Origin of the sequence: Mucilaginibacter sp. (assembly GCF_964263795.1) — a bacterium.
In the GTDB taxonomy this organism is placed as follows: Bacteria; Bacteroidota; Bacteroidia; order Sphingobacteriales; family Sphingobacteriaceae; genus Mucilaginibacter.
The window spans coordinates 25,972-41,784 of record NZ_CAXVWK010000029.1 but is presented as its reverse complement, the minus strand read 5'-3'; the positions used below and the strand labels follow the sequence as shown (position 1 = coordinate 41,784).

Below are 15,813 nucleotides of genomic sequence, written 5' to 3'. Positions count from 1 at the left end.
CATGTGGAACACTAACGTTCACCAGGGATATCAGCCGGTGCAACCAATTAAATACTCGCACAAACTGCACGCCGGTGTAATGAAAATGGAGTGTCAGTATTGCCACACCAGCGCATTTAAATCTAAACACGCCGGCATCCCGTCTGCAAACGTTTGTATGAATTGCCACAGATCGGTTAAAACCGAGTCGCCTGAGATCCACAAGATCTACGATGCATTGGGTTATGATCCAAACACGGCTAAATACGATAGTACAAAAGCCAAACCTATTCAGTGGGTGCGTATACACAACCTGCCAGATCTGGCTTACTTTAACCACTCGCAGCACGTTAAGGTTGGTAACATTAAATGCCAAACCTGCCACGGTCAGGTACAAACCATGCAAGAGGTTTACCAATACTCGCCACTAACCATGAAATGGTGTATACAGTGCCACAAACGTACCGAGGTTAACTACAAAGGCAACGCTTATTACGATAACATGATACAGGTTCACGAGCGCCTTAAAAAAGGTGAAAAAGTTACCGCAGCCTTGTTAGGCGGTATTGAGTGCGCTAAGTGCCATTATTAATAGATTTTTAAGAACAGTAGCATTACAGTTTATATAACTTAAATGGATAGCAATAAAAAATACTGGAAAGGTTTAGAAGAACTGAACAAAACGCCAGAATTTGTTGAGAAAAATAAACACGAGTTTGCGGAGCCGATCCCAATCGAGGAAATCTTGAGCGGAGGCGGCTTATCGTCAAAAACCCCCCGCCGCGACTTTTTAAAGGCCCTTGGATTTGGTGTGGGTGCAGTTACTTTAGCAGCTTGCCAAAAGGTACCTGTACACAAATCTATCCCTTACTTAATTAAGCCGGAAGAGGTTACTATTGGTGTAGCTAACTACTATACATCTACTTATGAAGGTAGCGCCATATTGGTTAAAACCCGTGAAGGCCGCCCTATCAAAGTAGAAGGCAATCCCGGCGATCTTTTATCACAGGGTGGTTTAAGCGCATCGGCACAAGCATCAGTGCTTGACCTGTATGATAATAACCGCACTAAAGAACCTATGCAAAACGGTAGCGAAACCGGCTGGGCACAGGTTGATAAATTTGTTACCGACCAGTTAACTGCTATTGCAGCGGCCGGTAAAAAGATCCGCATCATTACATCTACAGTACACAGCCCGTCTACACAAGCTGTTATTGCCGATTTTGTTACTAAGTACCCTACTGCAAAACATACCAATTATGATGCAGTATCTTATACAGGTATTATACAGGCTAACCAAAACAGTTTTGGTAAAGCCGTATTGCCGCATTACAATTTTGATAAAGCCGACGTTATTGTAAGCTTTGGTGCAGATTTCCTGGGAACATGGATCTCTGGCGAGGAATTTACACGCCAGTACGTTTCAAACAGGAATAACAAATCGCTGGAAGCTAAGAAGATGTCGCGCCACATTCAGTTTGAAAGCGGAATGAGCCTGACCGGTACCAATGCCGACGTGCGTATGCCGATTAAACCATCTGAAGAAGGTGTGGCACTGGTTAACCTTTACAATGCCATATCAGGCACAACATTACCCGGTTCAAGAAAGTTAGCCAATGCCAACGTTGATAAGGCCATTACTTTAGTAGCGAAAGAATTAGTTGCTGCAAAAGGTAAAGCTTTAGTTGTAGCCGGCTCAAACGATGTGGCTACACAGATACTGGTAAACGCTATCAACTCATTGCTGGGCAGCTACGGTACTACTATTGATCTGGATAACCCGTCGCGCCAGTACGCCGGTAACGATGCCGAGTTGGTTGAATTTATCAACGAAGCAAAACGCGGTGAAGTTGGTGCTGTTTTATTTTTAGATGCAAACCCTGCTTACGATTATTACAACACCAACGATATTAAGGATGCACTTAAAAAGATCAGCCTGAGGATTTCATTTGCAGACCATGCTGATGAAACTGCTGCGCTTTGTAATATTATTGCACCAAACCACCACTATTTAGAGTCATGGGGTGATGACAGCGCTGTTGAAGGTTACTTCACTGTAATGCAGCCAACCATTAACCCTGTTTACAATACCCGCCAGGCCGAAACAAGCCTGCTGATATGGACCGGTGGTGCTGTTAAGGATTACTACACTTACGTTAAAAATAACTGGACTACCAACCTGTTAGCCAAAGGCGGTTTAGCCGGTCAGCCGGGCTGGGAGTCTTTACTGCAAACAGGGTTTGTTAAAACAGCACCTGTTGCCGCCGGTACCTACACCTTTAACCGCGACCTTAACGCAGTTGCTCAAACCATACTGAACAACAGCGCAAAACTTGCCGATGGTAATAAAGTAGAATTGCAGCTATACCAATCTGTTGCCATGCGCGATGGTAAAAAGGCTAACAACCCATGGTTACAGGAGTTGCCAGACCCGGTATCCAAAGTTACATGGGACAACTTTGCAGCCATGTCTCCGGCTGATGTTAAAAAGATGGGCCTTGATGAGTTTGAAGTTGTTACCGTTGAGGCTAACGGCTACAAAATTTCATTACCGGTATTATCACAACCGGGCCAGGCACCAGGCACAGTATCTATAGCTGTTGGTTACGGCCGCACCGCTGCAGGCCTTGTTGGTAACAACGTAGGTAAAAATGCTTTCCCATTCCACAGTTTCCGCAACGGTACTTTCCAAACTACCGCAACCGCAACTGTTACGGCAACCGGCGATATCTTCCCGCTGTCGCAAACACAAACGCACCACTCTTATGAAGGCCGCAGCGTTATCCGCGAAGCTTCATTTACAGAATACGTTAAAAATCCATCGGTTAATAGCGGTAAAGAAGGCGAACACCAGAAATACAGCCTTTGGGACGAGTACGAGCGCCCTGCTTACAACTGGGTAATGGCAATTGACCTTAATGCATGTACAGGTTGCGGCGCTTGCGTTGTTGCATGTAGTGCAGAAAACAACATACCTGTTGTTGGTAAAGATGAGGTTGGCCGCCGCCGCGAAATGCACTGGATCCGTATTGACCGTTACTACAGCTTTAACCAAAACGGCGAAGCTAAGGTAGACGGGCGTTCAGGAAAAGTTACCCAGGAAAAAGAAATTGATAAACTGGAGAACTTTGATAATGTATCGGTAGTACACCAGCCTATGCTTTGCCAGCACTGTGACCACGCACCTTGCGAAACAGTTTGCCCGGTATTGGCAACCGTACACTCGAGCGAAGGCTTAAACCAAATGGCATACAACCGTTGCGTTGGTACACGTTACTGCGCAAACAACTGCCCTTATAAAGTACGCCGCTTTAACTGGTTCAACTACTGGAACGATTCACGTTTTGATAACTACCTGAACAACGAGCATACGCAATTAGTATTAAACCCTGATGTTACCACACGTTTCCGTGGTGTGATGGAAAAATGCTCGATGTGTGTACAACGTATCCAGGCCGGTAAATTAAAAGCGAAGATCGAAAAACGCCCGCTTAAGGATGGCGAGGTTAAAGTTGCTTGTCAGCAAACCTGCTCGGCTAACGCTATTGTTTTCGGTAACGCAAACGATCCTAACTCTGAAGTATCAAAAGCTTTGAAGAGCGAAAGGACTTACTACGTGTTAGAAGAGTTAAACGTACAGCCGGGTATCGGATACCAGGTTAAGGTTAGGAATACATCATCTGAATTACAGGCTTAATTATTACAAAGAGATTTAAATATATATGGCATCTCACAGTGAATCGATAATCAGGGAACCGTTAATAACCGGCAAGGATATAACCTATGCTAAAATTACTAACGATATTTTGTTGCCTGTTGAAAATAAACCCAACAAAGCATGGTGGATAGGTTTTACCGTATCATCATTAGGTGCTTTGTTATGGGTGGTGTCTATCAGCTATACCTTTTGGTTTGGCTTAGGTGCCTGGGGATTAAATAAAACAGTAGGATGGGCCTGGGATATCACCGGTTTCGTATGGTGGGTAGGTATTGGTCACGCCGGTACACTGATCTCTGCCGTACTCCTCATCTTCCGTCAAAACTGGCGTAACTCCATTAACCGTTCGGCAGAGGCGATGACCATCTTTGCCGTTATTTGCGCCGCTACCTACATTGTAGCGCACATGGGCCGCCCATGGTTAGCTTATTTTACTTTACCGCTTCCAAACCAGTATGTATTATGGGTTAACTGGAACTCGGCATTGATGATGGACGTGTTTGCGATCTCTACTTACTTCTCGGTATCATTATTATTCTGGTACACCGGTTTATTGCCGGATATCGCATCTATCCGTGACCGCGCTGTAGGCCTTCGCCGCCGCATCTACTCTATCCTTTCTTTCGGATGGACAGGATCTGTAAAAACATGGCAGCGTTTCGAGACCGTATCCTTGATTCTTGCGGGTATCTCAACACCACTGGTACTTTCTGTACACACCATTGTATCATTTGACTTTGCTACGTCATTAGAGCCGGGATGGCACACTACCATCTTCCCTCCCTATTTCGTTGCGGGTGCTATCTTCTCGGGTTTTGCCATGGTGCAAACCCTGTTACTGGTAACACGTAAAGTATTAGGCCTGGAAAATTATATCACCATGTTCCACATCGAATCAATGAACAAGATCATCTTGTTAACCGGTTCTATCGTGGGTGTGGCATACATCACCGAGTTCTTCATCGCATGGTACTCGGGCGTTGAGTATGAGCAATACGCATTCATCAACCGGGCAACAGGTCCGTACTGGTGGGCTTACTGGAGCATGATGAGCTGTAACGTGATCTCTCCGCAGTTATTCTGGTCAAAGTACCTGCGTACCAACATCAAATTCTCATGGTTCCTGTCAATTATCGTGAACATTGGTATGTGGTTCGAGCGTTTTGTGATCATCGTAACTTCATTACACCGCGATTATATCCCGTCAAGCTGGGCTATGTTCTACCCAACCTGGGTTGATGTGAGCGTGTTTATCGGATCTATCGGTTTGTTCTTTACCATGTTCCTGTTATTCATAAGGGTATTACCATCAGTGGCAATTGCCGAGGTGAAACTGTTACTGAAAACATCAAGTGAGCAGGCTAAAAAGAAACTTATCGACGGTGGCCACCTGAAAGAGGCAGAAGTTGAGTATTACAAAGAATCATTAGTTAAGTACGACAGCGTTGACATGGCTGATTATGAAAAAGTAAAATGAGCAACACAAAATTTATATTAGGCCTTTTTGACGATCCGGATGATATGATGCACGGGATCGAAAAACTACAGAAGAATAGTATCCCTATTTATGATGTATACAGCCCGATGCCTATTCACGGCATTGAGGATAAACTGGGCGTTAAAGAATCGAGGTTAGGTTATGCAGCATTTTGCTTTGGCTGCCTGGGCATGTGTGTTATATTCAGCATTGTATATTATACCCTGGTGCACGATTGGCCGATGAACATTGGTGGTAAACCAAACTTTGCGATACCCAACTTTGTACCGTTTACATTTGAGTGGACTATCTTATTTACCGCGTTTGGTATGACGCTTACCTTTTTTGCAGCCACGCACCTGTTTCCGGGCCGTGCGCCGCGTGTAATGGACCTGCGCGCGACAGATGACAGGTTTGTTATAGCTGTAAACGCTAAGGGCAACATACCACATGATGATATCACCAATTTATTAAAAGAAGCAGGAGCTGTAGAAGTTAAGCATAACGATAGAAAATATGTTAGCTATGAATAAATTTAGAATATTGGGCACAACGGTTATCGTTATCGCTGCATCGGTTGTAATTACCTCATGCAAGGATAAACGCAGCACCGGTTGGGAATATGCTCCCAATATGTACGAACATACCGCATACGATCCGGATCAGCCTAATCCGAATTTTAAAGATGGCAAAACAGCCCAGGTACCACCGGCCGGTACTATACCGGTAGGCTTTAAACGTTTTGATTATCCAAACAATAAAGATGGTTACGAGCAGGCGGGTTTAGAAGTTAAAAACATGCTTGTGAATAACCAAAAAAACTTTGCCGATGGTAAAGCGCTGTTTACCACGTTTTGTTCGCCTTGCCACGGTTTAACCGGCCAGGGTGATGGCTTGGTAGTACAGCACGGTTATCCGCCACCGCCATCATACTCTAAAGGGCAATCATCTCGCGGCGGTGCGATGAAAGATCTTACAGACGGGAAAATTTACCATACTATCACTTATGGTGTGAATGCCATGGGTTCTTACGCATCACAGGTATCGCCTGAGGAGCGTTGGAAGATAGTTATGTATGTACACCATTTACAAAATTTATAAGATTATTTTTAATGAAGACTCATAATAGTTTTGAAGAACGATTTGAATTCTCCGGTACCGCCAAAACGTGGAGTTTGATTGCTATTGTAATTGGTGTAGTAGCCATTATAGCAGGCTTTTTATTTGGCGGCGAACACGTGCAGCGTACTTATAGCAACTTGTTGCTTATGTCATACTATTTTGTGTGTGCTTGTATTGCCGGCGTATTCTTCTGCGCTTACCAGTATGTTGCCCAGGCAGCATGGTCAGCATCATTTATCCGTATCCCGCAGGCCTTTGCCAAGGTGTTACCTATAGCCAGCATTATATTATTACTTGTTGTTACTGCCGGTTTGCTGCAGCATCACGAAATTGAAGAAGGCGGTAAAAAAGAAGTTGTGCCATATTTATATGCACACTGGGCAGCACATGGGTTAACCGACCCGAAAAGTGAAAATTACGACGCGATCATCGCGGGTAAATCGGCTTTCTTAAATGTGCCTTTCTTTTACGGATTTTTAGTAGTGTTACTGGCAGCTTACAGCTACTTTGGCTGGGCATTGGCTAAAGCTTCAGAAAATGAAGATGAAGTTGGCGGCATGAGCAACTACAACAAAAGCTTTAAACTATCAGCTATATTTTTAACCATCTTTGGTTTTACCTTCCCCATCTTTGCGTTTGGTACCATCATGTCTTTAGAGGCACACTGGTTCTCTACCATGTTTGGCTGGTATAATTTAGCAGCCATGCACGTGAGCGGTTTAGCTATTATAGCACTTACGCTGATATTGCTGATCAAGAAAGGTTATTTTACTTGGGTATCAGAAAATCACCTGCATGACCTGGGTAAACTGATCTTCGGTTTCTCTATCTTCTGGACATACGTTTGGTTTGCTCAATTCTTCCTTACCTGGTATGCTAACATGCCGGAGGAATCGGTTTATTTCTACAGAAGGTGGGAGCCTGAGTACAAGTGGCTGTTTTGGTTCAACATCGTGATTAACTTTGTAGCACCGCTGTTATTGTTAATGTCTCGTGATGCCAAACGTATGATGAACCGCATGATGTGGACTTGTATCATCCTGATCTTAGGCCACTGGTTAGATTATTACCTGATGATTATGCCAGGTACTGTTGAAGAGCACAGAGGTTTTGGTGTAGAAGAGATAGGCATATTTTTAGGATTTGCAGGTTTATTTACCTTCCTGATGTTGAGCAGGTTAAGCAAAGTGAACTCTTTAGTGCCCAAAAAACACCCGTTCCTGGACGAGAGCCTGCATCATCACATATAATAATTGTTAAATTTGCAACGGAATACAGCATTCAAATAACCAATAAAATGGGATTCAAATTTCTAATACGTTCTAAAAAAATGCTTTCGCTTTTAACCGTGTTTTTGCTTTTGGGCAGCAGCATGGTAATGGCACAAGCTACCGCAGAGGGTGGGGCAACTGCTGCTGATGCAGTTAAAGATAACGGCCTTGGCACCGCTGCATATTATACATTATTATTTTTGATAGTATGCTTTGTTGTGGGCATAGTTGGTAAAATATTGCAGGTGTTCGATTTAACCCAGCAAATACAAGGTAAAAAGCCGATTAACTGGAACAATGTTATGGGTGTCATCTGCCTGGTATTTTTAGTTGCGGGTATGTACGGCGCTTACTGGGAATATACAGTACAGGGTAGCATGATATTGCCGGCAGCTGCTTCGGTGCATGGTGTTAAGATAGATAACATGTTCTGGACAACTACGGTATTAACCACGATTGTATTTGTGGTTACACAAATATTGCTGTTCACCTTCCTTTTCAGATACCGTTACTCTGCAAAACGCAGAGGGCACTTTTTGCCGCATAATAACACCATTGAGAAAGTTTGGACCATTGCCCCGGCAATTGTACTTACCATACTGGTTATTTTCGGTTTCTTTACCTGGCAGCAAATCACCAATTCGGTTGATGCCAAAGGCGAGCCTGCTTCTATCAATATCGATGTTACCGGCCACCAGTTTGCCTGGGAGTTGCGTTACGAAGGTAAAGACGGTAAATTGGGTAACACTAATTATAAGCTGGTTAACGGCAGCAACAAATTAGGTATCAACTTTAAGGATAAATTTAGCTATGATGATTTACAGGCGGATACAATGGTGATCCCTGTACGTAAATCTATCAGATTAAATATTCACGCGCAGGATGTGATCCATAGCGTTTACATGCCGCACTTCCGCGTGCAACTTAATGCTGTACCGGGCTTGCCTACCTACTTTAAATTTACACCGACTATTACTACCTCAGAAATGAGGACCAAACTGGATAACCCGACATTTGAATACTTGCTTTATTGCAACAAAATTTGCGGAGGGGCCCACTATAACATGAAAAAAGTTGTGCGTGTGGTTTCAGAAGCTGAATACCAGGCTTGGTTAGCACAACAGAAACCTTACCTGACAGATAAATTAAAACAGGATTTGAAATTTGCAGAGCAAAAATCAACTGTACAACAAAACAACAGGTTAGCGTTAAACAATTAATACAAAAAGATTAGCGAGTATGTCAACATTAGCAGTTCACGATCACGGAGTAGCACATCACCACGATGATGATCACGGACATCATAAAGCAACTTTCTTAAATACCTACGTATTTAGCCAGGATCACAAGATGATCGCCAAGCAATTCTTGATCACAGGTATTACTATGGCTGTTATCGCGATGATATTATCTATCCTTTTCAGGATCCAGTTAGCCTATCCGGATCAGGCATTTCCTTTAATGGAAACTTTATTGGGACGTTTTGCACCGGGTGGCCGTTTAGATTCAAACTTTTACTTATCACTGGTTACCATTCACGGTACCATCATGGTATTCTTTGTATTAACAGCCGGTTTGAGCGGTACTTTCGCTAACCTTTTAATTCCATTGCAGATAGGTGCGCGTGATATGGCTTCGCCTTTCATGAACATGCTGTCGTACTGGTTCTTTTTAATAGCAAGTATCATCATGCTATCATCGTTCATGGTTCAAAAAGGCCCTGCGAGCGGTGGCTGGACCATCTATCCGCCTTTGTCAGCTTTGCCTAAGGCAATGCCAGGTTCAGAAATGGGTATGACGTTGTGGCTTACCAGCATGGTGTTTTTCATCGCATCATCATTAATGGGCGGTATTAACTATGTAAGTACTGTATTGAACATGCGTACAAAAGGTATGGACCTTTGGAAAATGCCGTTAACTATCTGGGCTTTGTTCCTTACCGCTATTTTAGGCGTATTGGCCTTCCCGGTATTGGTTGCAGGTGTTGTTCTTTTAGTGTTCGACCGTAGCTTTGGTACCAGTTTTTATCTGTCAGACATCGTATTGAACGGCAGCCAGGTGCAACCGTTTGAAGGTGGTAGCCCTATCCTGTTCCAGCACTTGTTCTGGTTCCTGGGCCACCCGGAGGTATATATCGTAATTATGCCTGCAATGGGTATTTCCTCAGAGGTAATGTCGGTGAACTCGCGTAAACCAATCTTTGGATACCATGCAATGGTTTACTCATTAATTGGTATTACCGTATTATCGTTCATCGTATGGGGTCACCACATGTTTGTTACGGGTATGAATCCGTTCCTGGGCGGTGTGTTCATGATCACTACGCTTATCATCGCCGTACCATCGGCTGTAAAAACATTTAACTGGCTGGCTACCTTATGGCGCGGAAATATACGTTTTACGGCGGCTATGCTGTTCGCTATTGGTATGGTGTCATTCTTTATCTCTGGTGGTTTAACAGGTATTTTCCTGGGTAACGCTGCTCTAGATATTAACCTGCATGATACTTACTTTGTTGTTGCCCACTTCCACCTGGTGATGGGTTCGGCAGCAATATTTGGTATGCTTGCCGGTGTTTACCACTGGTTCCCTAAAATGTTCGGCCGTTTAATGAACGAGCGTTTAGGTTATCTGCACTTTTGGTTAACATTTATCGGCGCTTACCTGGTATTCTTCCCGATGCACTTCATGGGCCTGGATGGCGTACCACGCCGTTACTATGCCTTTACTGAGTTTGAATCGATGAAACAGTGGTTATCTGTAAATACATTTATCACCTGGGCGGCAATCATGTCGGCACTGGCACAAGTAGCTTTCCTTTACAACTTTGTTACTTCTATTTTCTGGGGTAAGAAAGCAACACAAAATCCTTGGCAGGCAAATACACTGGAGTGGACTACACCTGTTGAGCACTTACACGGTAACTGGCCGGGCGAAATTCCAACTGTTTACCGTTGGTCTTATGATTACAGCAAGCCAGGCGCAGAAGAAGATTATATACCACAAACAGTTCCTTTTTCACAAACAATGAGCTCTAATCTTCCGCATGATTTTGAAGATAACCCTAACGGTTTAGAAGAGCATGCAAAATGGTCAAGTGCTCAAAAGAGCAATGAAGAAGTAAAATAATTTTTTATACTGATCTGATCTTTTAGGGTACCTGGTTTAAGTTTGTAGTATTGAGTTTTGAGTGATGAGTTACATCTCACAACTTACAACTCATCACTCACAACTGATAGTCGGGTACCCTAATTTGTTAGAAAATATTTAAATGAGCATAAACGCATCCGGGAGCACGTTTCTAAAATTAAACCTCATAACCATCATCCTGCTTTTTGTATTGATACTGGCAGGAGGTGTGGTGCGTAGCACCGGATCAGGTATGGGGTGCCCGGATTGGCCTAAATGTTTCGGCAGGTACATCCCGCCAACCAACGCGTCAGAGTTACCGGCCGATTACAAGCAAACCTACGCCGATAAGCGCCTGTCTAAAAATAAAAGGTTTGCTAAAATGCTGGATGCTTTTGGTTACGATCAAATGGCAACACGCATCCGTAACGACCGATCAATATTGGTGCCCGAAGAATTTAACAGCGCCCGCACCTGGACAGAATATGTTAACCGGCTTATAGGTGCAGTATCGGGATTGTTTTTGTTATTAGTTGCCGCTTACTCTTTTAAATACTGGAAAACTAATAAAAGCATTGTATTGCTGAGCGTGTTTAATGTGTTACTGGTTGGTTTCCAGGGTTGGTTAGGATCGATAGTGGTTTCAACAAACCTGGTAGCCTGGATAGTAACCGTACACATGTTGATAGCTTTAGCTATTTTAGCTATTAGCATTGCAACTTATCATATGGCCAAAGTTACCGGCCGGTATAATTTACAGGTAAAACCTGTTATAGCAGTGGTAACGTTACTGGTTTTAGCGTTGAGCATCCTGCAGATTACCTTCGGTACTGAAGTTAGGGAACGGATAGACGCCGTTGCAAGTCACCTGGAAGGCGGCTACCGCGATAGCTGGATAAGCCGGGCCGGAGAGATATTTGCACAGCATCGCGATATGGCGATAGTAGTATTGGTTTTTAACATTGTATTGTACGTTCTTATCCGCCGCAGTTTTAGCAGGCATTCGATGCAGCAGCAATTGATGAGTTTTACTTTTTTAATGCTGATGCTGCAGATAGTTACGGGTATATTGTTATCATATATGGCGCTGCCGCCATACGCTCAGGCAACGCATATTGTGTTGGCCAGTTTAGTATTTGGGGCCCAGTTTTATTTGTTGTTGAATTTGTTCACTACGGTTAATGTGCAGGAGGCCCGCAAATGAAAGGAAGTGATTTTTCAAAGCTGATTAAATTGCGGTTAACCTTTTTGGTTACTTTTTCGGCATCTATATCCTTCATCATCGCGGTAAAGGCTAATGGTGGTAATACCTGGGGATCATTATACAGCACCACGATGTGGCTTAATTGGGTAAAACTGGTTATCGGTGGGTTCCTGGTGACATCGGCAGCCAACTGTTTTAACGAAGTAATCGAAGTTGACCTTGACCGATTGATGAAACGCACTATGGACAGGCCAATGCCGGCCGGCCGCATGACGACAGGACAGGGGCTGGTTCTAGGTTTAGGAATGGGTATCGTGGGCACCTATCTTTTAGGCTCTTTAAACCTGCTTACAGGGCTGTTATCGGTGTTCTCTATCATTCTTTATGCATTTGCTTACACGCCTTTAAAGCGTAAATCGGCAATAGCGGTGTTTGTGGGTGCAATACCCGGGGCGCTGCCTGCACTGATAGGCTACGTTGCCGGTCAGCCACATGGCCGTATCGACATAATAGCATTGATATTGTTTGCCATACAGTTTGTTTGGCAGTTTGTGCATTTCTGGGCAATTGCCTGGGTGCTGGATGATGATTATAAACTGGCAGGGTTTCGGTTACTGCCTACCGGTAGGCGCGATAGGGCAAGCGCGGTTATCACATTTATATTTGCCATAATACTCGTGCCGGTAAGCTTACTGCCAACTTTTTACGGTTATGGCGGTTACTATGTAGGCGGGGTATCATTAGCCATGAGCCTGCTGTTTTTATACCAGGCGTTTAACCTGTTGCGTACGCTCGAAATTAAATCGGCGCGTACGCTTATGTTTGGCTCGTTTTATTATTTGCCCATAGTGCAACTAATGTTTTTATTTGATTTTATAGCAAAATGATGGCTCAGGCACAACAAGAAGATAAATTGAACCTTGCACCCAAAAAATTCAACATGTGGATATTCATTTTCACATCGTTTATGTTTTTTGCGGCGCTAACCAGTGGTTTTATTGTATACAGCGGCGGTACAGGGCACGGCATCCATGCCAAAATGCCCGATGCTTTTATTTACAGCACGGCCGCGATCTTATTAAGCAGCATAACCATGTACATGGCATCGGCGGCGGCCAGGGGGCTGCAGTTTGCCAAACAACGTATGTACCTTTGGGCAACCATTGCTTTAGGCGTGGTGTTCTTTGTAATACAGGTTTATGCGTGGTATGTACTGGTTACTAAAATGGGTATCTATTTCAGCAACCCTAACGCCTCACAATCTTTCATATATGTATTCACCGGAATGCATTTAATTCACATTTTAGCCGGCATAGGTTTACTGGGCAACACGCTTTACCGCAGCTACCGTAACACCCCGCAGGTTAAAAATTTGTTCAACATGCAGTTGTCTTCTATTTTTTGGCATTTTGTCGATATTATATGGATTTATCTGTATGTTTTTTTACTTTTGAACCAATATTAACAAACACATGAGTACACAGGTATCACAAATTGATGAAGTAAAATCAACGCCATGGTCTGGGGGGAAATCACCCTTCAACGTAGAGTATGGCAAAATGATGATGTGGTTTTTCCTTCTATCAGATGCGTTCACATTTTCGTCTTTATTGATCTCTTACGGAGCGTTACGTTTCAGCTCAAGCAGCTGGCCGGCACCTGATAAAGTTTTCCAGTCGATTCCCGGTATAGCCGACAGCGGCCAGCCACTTGTATTTGTGGGTTTGATGACGTTTATCCTGATCTTAAGCTCTGTGACAATGGTATTGGCTGTAGAGGCCGGTCACCGTATGGCTAAAAAAGAAGTGCTTTGGTGGATGGTTGCTACCATTATTGGTGGCTTTACCTTTTTAGGTTGCCAGGCATTAGAGTGGACACACTTGCACCACGAAGGTTTTTGGTGGGGCCACATCCCGGACATGGAAGAGCTAAAGCATTTGTTCACCGGCGGTACAGAAGAGACCTACGGCGTTTATGCCCAGCAATTTGCTAACCTGTTCTTCACTATCACCGGTTTCCATGGTTTCCACGTATTTAGCGGTGTGATCATCAACATCATTATTACCGTAAATGTGTTACTGGGTACGTACGAAAAACGCGGCAGCTACCTGATGATCGAAAAAGTTGGCCTTTACTGGCACTTTGTAGATTTGGTATGGGTATTCGTATTTACATTCTTTTATTTAGTTTGATAATTTTTAACTGATTATATATGTCATCAGAACCAACAGAAGTTCACCACGAAGATCACGGTGAAGGAATGACCAAAAAGAAGATCCTGCAGATCTTTGGTGTACTATTGGGTATTACCGTGGTTGAATTCATTATAGCATTGTTATTGGTGCCAAAGGGTATCATACCTTTACACGTTGCTAACCCTATATATATCGTTTTAACACTAGCTAAAGCGTTTTATATTGTTGCGTATTTTATGCACCTTAAGTTCGAGAAGATCGGCCTTGCGCTGGCTATCATAGTGCCTATCTTATTTATTATTGGTTTAATATTGGTACTTACAAACGAGAGCCACTACTGGATAGATTTACGCTTGTAATGGCTAAAACCAGTCTTGCAAAAAAAATAATAATCCTGGTGATGATCTTAGCATTACCGGGATTTTTATATTATTTACTAACCGCAAAAGGCAAAAACCGCTATAAGCCGTTGCCATTCTATGGCCCTAAAGTTGTTGCCAAAACAGGCCATAAGTTTCACGGCAACTATATACCTGATACTATCTATCATAAGCTCGAAGATTTTACCCTGACCGACCAGAACGGCCAACCGGTTTCATTTAAGAATTATGATAAGAAGATCTTTGTAGCCAGCTTTTTTTACACGCATTGCCCCAGCGTTTGCAGCACCGTAAATAATAATCTTACCGCCCTGGCTGATGTGTACCGTAAAAACAAAATGGTGAACTTCCTATCCATCACCGTAGACCCTACAAGAGACACCCCTCCTGTTTTAAAGCAGTACGCCACAAGGTTAGAGGCTAACAGTAAATGGCTATTTGCAACAGGCGACACCACTACCATTTATACGCTGGCACGCAAAGGCTTTTTGGTAGATGCATTGCAAGCCGGTAAAGACGATTTTATATATAGCGATAAGTTAGTGCTGATAGACGCTGAAAAACACATCCGCGGGTATTATTCGGGCACTTCAATGGCTGATCTTACCCGCCTTAATGACGAAATTAAGGTATTGATTGCCGAAGAACTGCGAAAAGTTGATAAGGCGCTTTATTAAATAAATAAGAGCATAAACACGCAAATTTGTGGCTCGTTTGGAGCCCTTTATGCTGTCTGCAATTCATATCCCAAAACAATGACCGATAAATTCATATTCAGATTTGTAGCTGCGGTAACAATTTTTGTTATAATCGTAGTGATCGTGTTGAACCGCCACCTTATCCCGGGGCCTGCAACACCACCTTCTTTTACTCCTTACCTCCCCCTGCTTAACGCGTTTTTAAATGGCACCTGCAGCGCGTTATTGTTGATATCGCTATACCAGATCAAACAACGCAATATCACTGCACACAAGCGCATCAATATTGTAACTTTTTGCCTGTCATCGTTATTTTTAGTGTCCTACATTTTGTTTCACTACCTGATGCGCAAAGATACCGTGTATGGTGATGTAGATGGCGACGGCCTCCTATCGGCAAATGAACGCTCTGCTGCCGGCGGTTTACGCACGCTTTACCTGGCAATCCTTGTACCTCATATAGTACTGGCTGCGGGAGTGTTGCCGTTGATATTATTAAGTTTTTACCGCGGCTTACAAATGCAGGTAGAAAAACATAAGAAATTGGTAAGATGGGCGTTTCCTATATGGTTATTTGTTACAGTATCGGGAGTTGTTGTATATTTGATGATATCTCCCTATTACCATTTTTGATCCCGAA

The 15,813-nt window shown here is 43.4% G+C and carries 15 protein-coding genes; all 15 read left to right on the top strand.

Annotated elements, in window-relative coordinates; translation table 11 throughout:
• Positions 1-571: cytochrome c3 family protein (locus ACE5CV_RS05845; RefSeq protein ID WP_374949231.1), on the top strand; the 571-nt coding region annotated here is incomplete at its 5' end.
• Between the two features lie 42 nt (positions 572-613).
• Positions 614-3,676 (top strand): TAT-variant-translocated molybdopterin oxidoreductase, encoded by a 3,063-nt coding sequence (locus tag ACE5CV_RS05840; RefSeq protein WP_374949230.1) that lies wholly within the window; start codon positions 614-616, stop codon positions 3,674-3,676.
• A gap of 25 nt (positions 3,677-3,701) precedes the next feature.
• Positions 3,702-5,174: an NrfD/PsrC family molybdoenzyme membrane anchor subunit gene (nrfD, locus tag ACE5CV_RS05835; protein WP_374949229.1), complete on the top strand. Its 1,473-nt coding sequence runs from the start codon at positions 3,702-3,704 to the stop codon at positions 5,172-5,174.
• Positions 5,171-5,707, top strand: coding sequence for a DUF3341 domain-containing protein (locus tag ACE5CV_RS05830; protein ID WP_374949228.1), 537 nt, complete (start codon positions 5,171-5,173; stop codon positions 5,705-5,707). Before nrfD ends, ACE5CV_RS05830 begins: the two co-directional genes overlap by 4 nt.
• Entirely contained in the window at positions 5,691-6,275 is a 585-nt protein-coding gene (locus ACE5CV_RS05825) for a c-type cytochrome (protein ID WP_374949227.1), read from the top strand. The genes ACE5CV_RS05830 and ACE5CV_RS05825 overlap by 17 nt, the downstream gene beginning before the upstream one ends.
• 11 nt (positions 6,276-6,286) lie before the next feature.
• Positions 6,287-7,546 carry a quinol:cytochrome C oxidoreductase gene (locus ACE5CV_RS05820; RefSeq protein WP_374949226.1) on the top strand — a complete coding sequence of 420 codons (1,260 nt, stop codon included), beginning with the start codon at positions 6,287-6,289 and terminating at the stop codon, positions 7,544-7,546.
• 47 nt (positions 7,547-7,593) lie between these two features.
• Positions 7,594-8,787, top strand: coding sequence for a cytochrome c oxidase subunit II (locus ACE5CV_RS05815; protein ID WP_374949225.1), 1,194 nt, complete (start codon positions 7,594-7,596; stop codon positions 8,785-8,787).
• A 19-nt stretch (positions 8,788-8,806) separates the two neighbouring features.
• Positions 8,807-10,696 (top strand): cbb3-type cytochrome c oxidase subunit I, encoded by a 1,890-nt coding sequence (locus ACE5CV_RS05810; protein WP_374949224.1) that lies wholly within the window; start codon positions 8,807-8,809, stop codon positions 10,694-10,696.
• A gap of 142 nt (positions 10,697-10,838) precedes the next feature.
• Positions 10,839-11,900, top strand: a complete 1,062-nt coding sequence (locus ACE5CV_RS05805) for a heme A synthase (protein WP_374949223.1) — start codon at positions 10,839-10,841, stop codon at positions 11,898-11,900.
• Complete coding sequence (cyoE, locus tag ACE5CV_RS05800; protein ID WP_374949222.1) at positions 11,897-12,787, top strand: heme o synthase; 891 nt, start codon at positions 11,897-11,899, stop codon at positions 12,785-12,787. Before ACE5CV_RS05805 ends, cyoE begins: the two co-directional genes overlap by 4 nt.
• Positions 12,784-13,365, top strand: a complete 582-nt coding sequence (locus ACE5CV_RS05795; protein ID WP_374949221.1) for a heme-copper oxidase subunit III — start codon at positions 12,784-12,786, stop codon at positions 13,363-13,365. The genes cyoE and ACE5CV_RS05795 overlap by 4 nt, the downstream gene beginning before the upstream one ends.
• Positions 13,366-13,372: 7 nt before the next feature.
• The gene (locus tag ACE5CV_RS05790) at positions 13,373-14,092 is read left to right on the top strand and encodes a cytochrome c oxidase subunit 3 (RefSeq protein WP_374949220.1); all 720 of its coding nucleotides are present in this window, start codon (positions 13,373-13,375) and stop codon (positions 14,090-14,092) included.
• Between the two features lie 20 nt (positions 14,093-14,112).
• Positions 14,113-14,454: a cytochrome C oxidase subunit IV family protein gene (locus tag ACE5CV_RS05785; RefSeq protein ID WP_374949219.1), complete on the top strand. Its 342-nt coding sequence runs from the start codon at positions 14,113-14,115 to the stop codon at positions 14,452-14,454.
• Positions 14,454-15,152 (top strand): SCO family protein, encoded by a 699-nt coding sequence (locus tag ACE5CV_RS05780; protein WP_374949218.1) that lies wholly within the window; start codon positions 14,454-14,456, stop codon positions 15,150-15,152. The genes ACE5CV_RS05785 and ACE5CV_RS05780 overlap by 1 nt, the downstream gene beginning before the upstream one ends.
• A 78-nt stretch (positions 15,153-15,230) precedes the next feature.
• Positions 15,231-15,806, top strand: coding sequence for a DUF420 domain-containing protein (locus ACE5CV_RS05775; protein WP_374949217.1), 576 nt, complete (start codon positions 15,231-15,233; stop codon positions 15,804-15,806).
• The last annotated feature ends 7 nt before the right edge of the window (positions 15,807-15,813 follow it).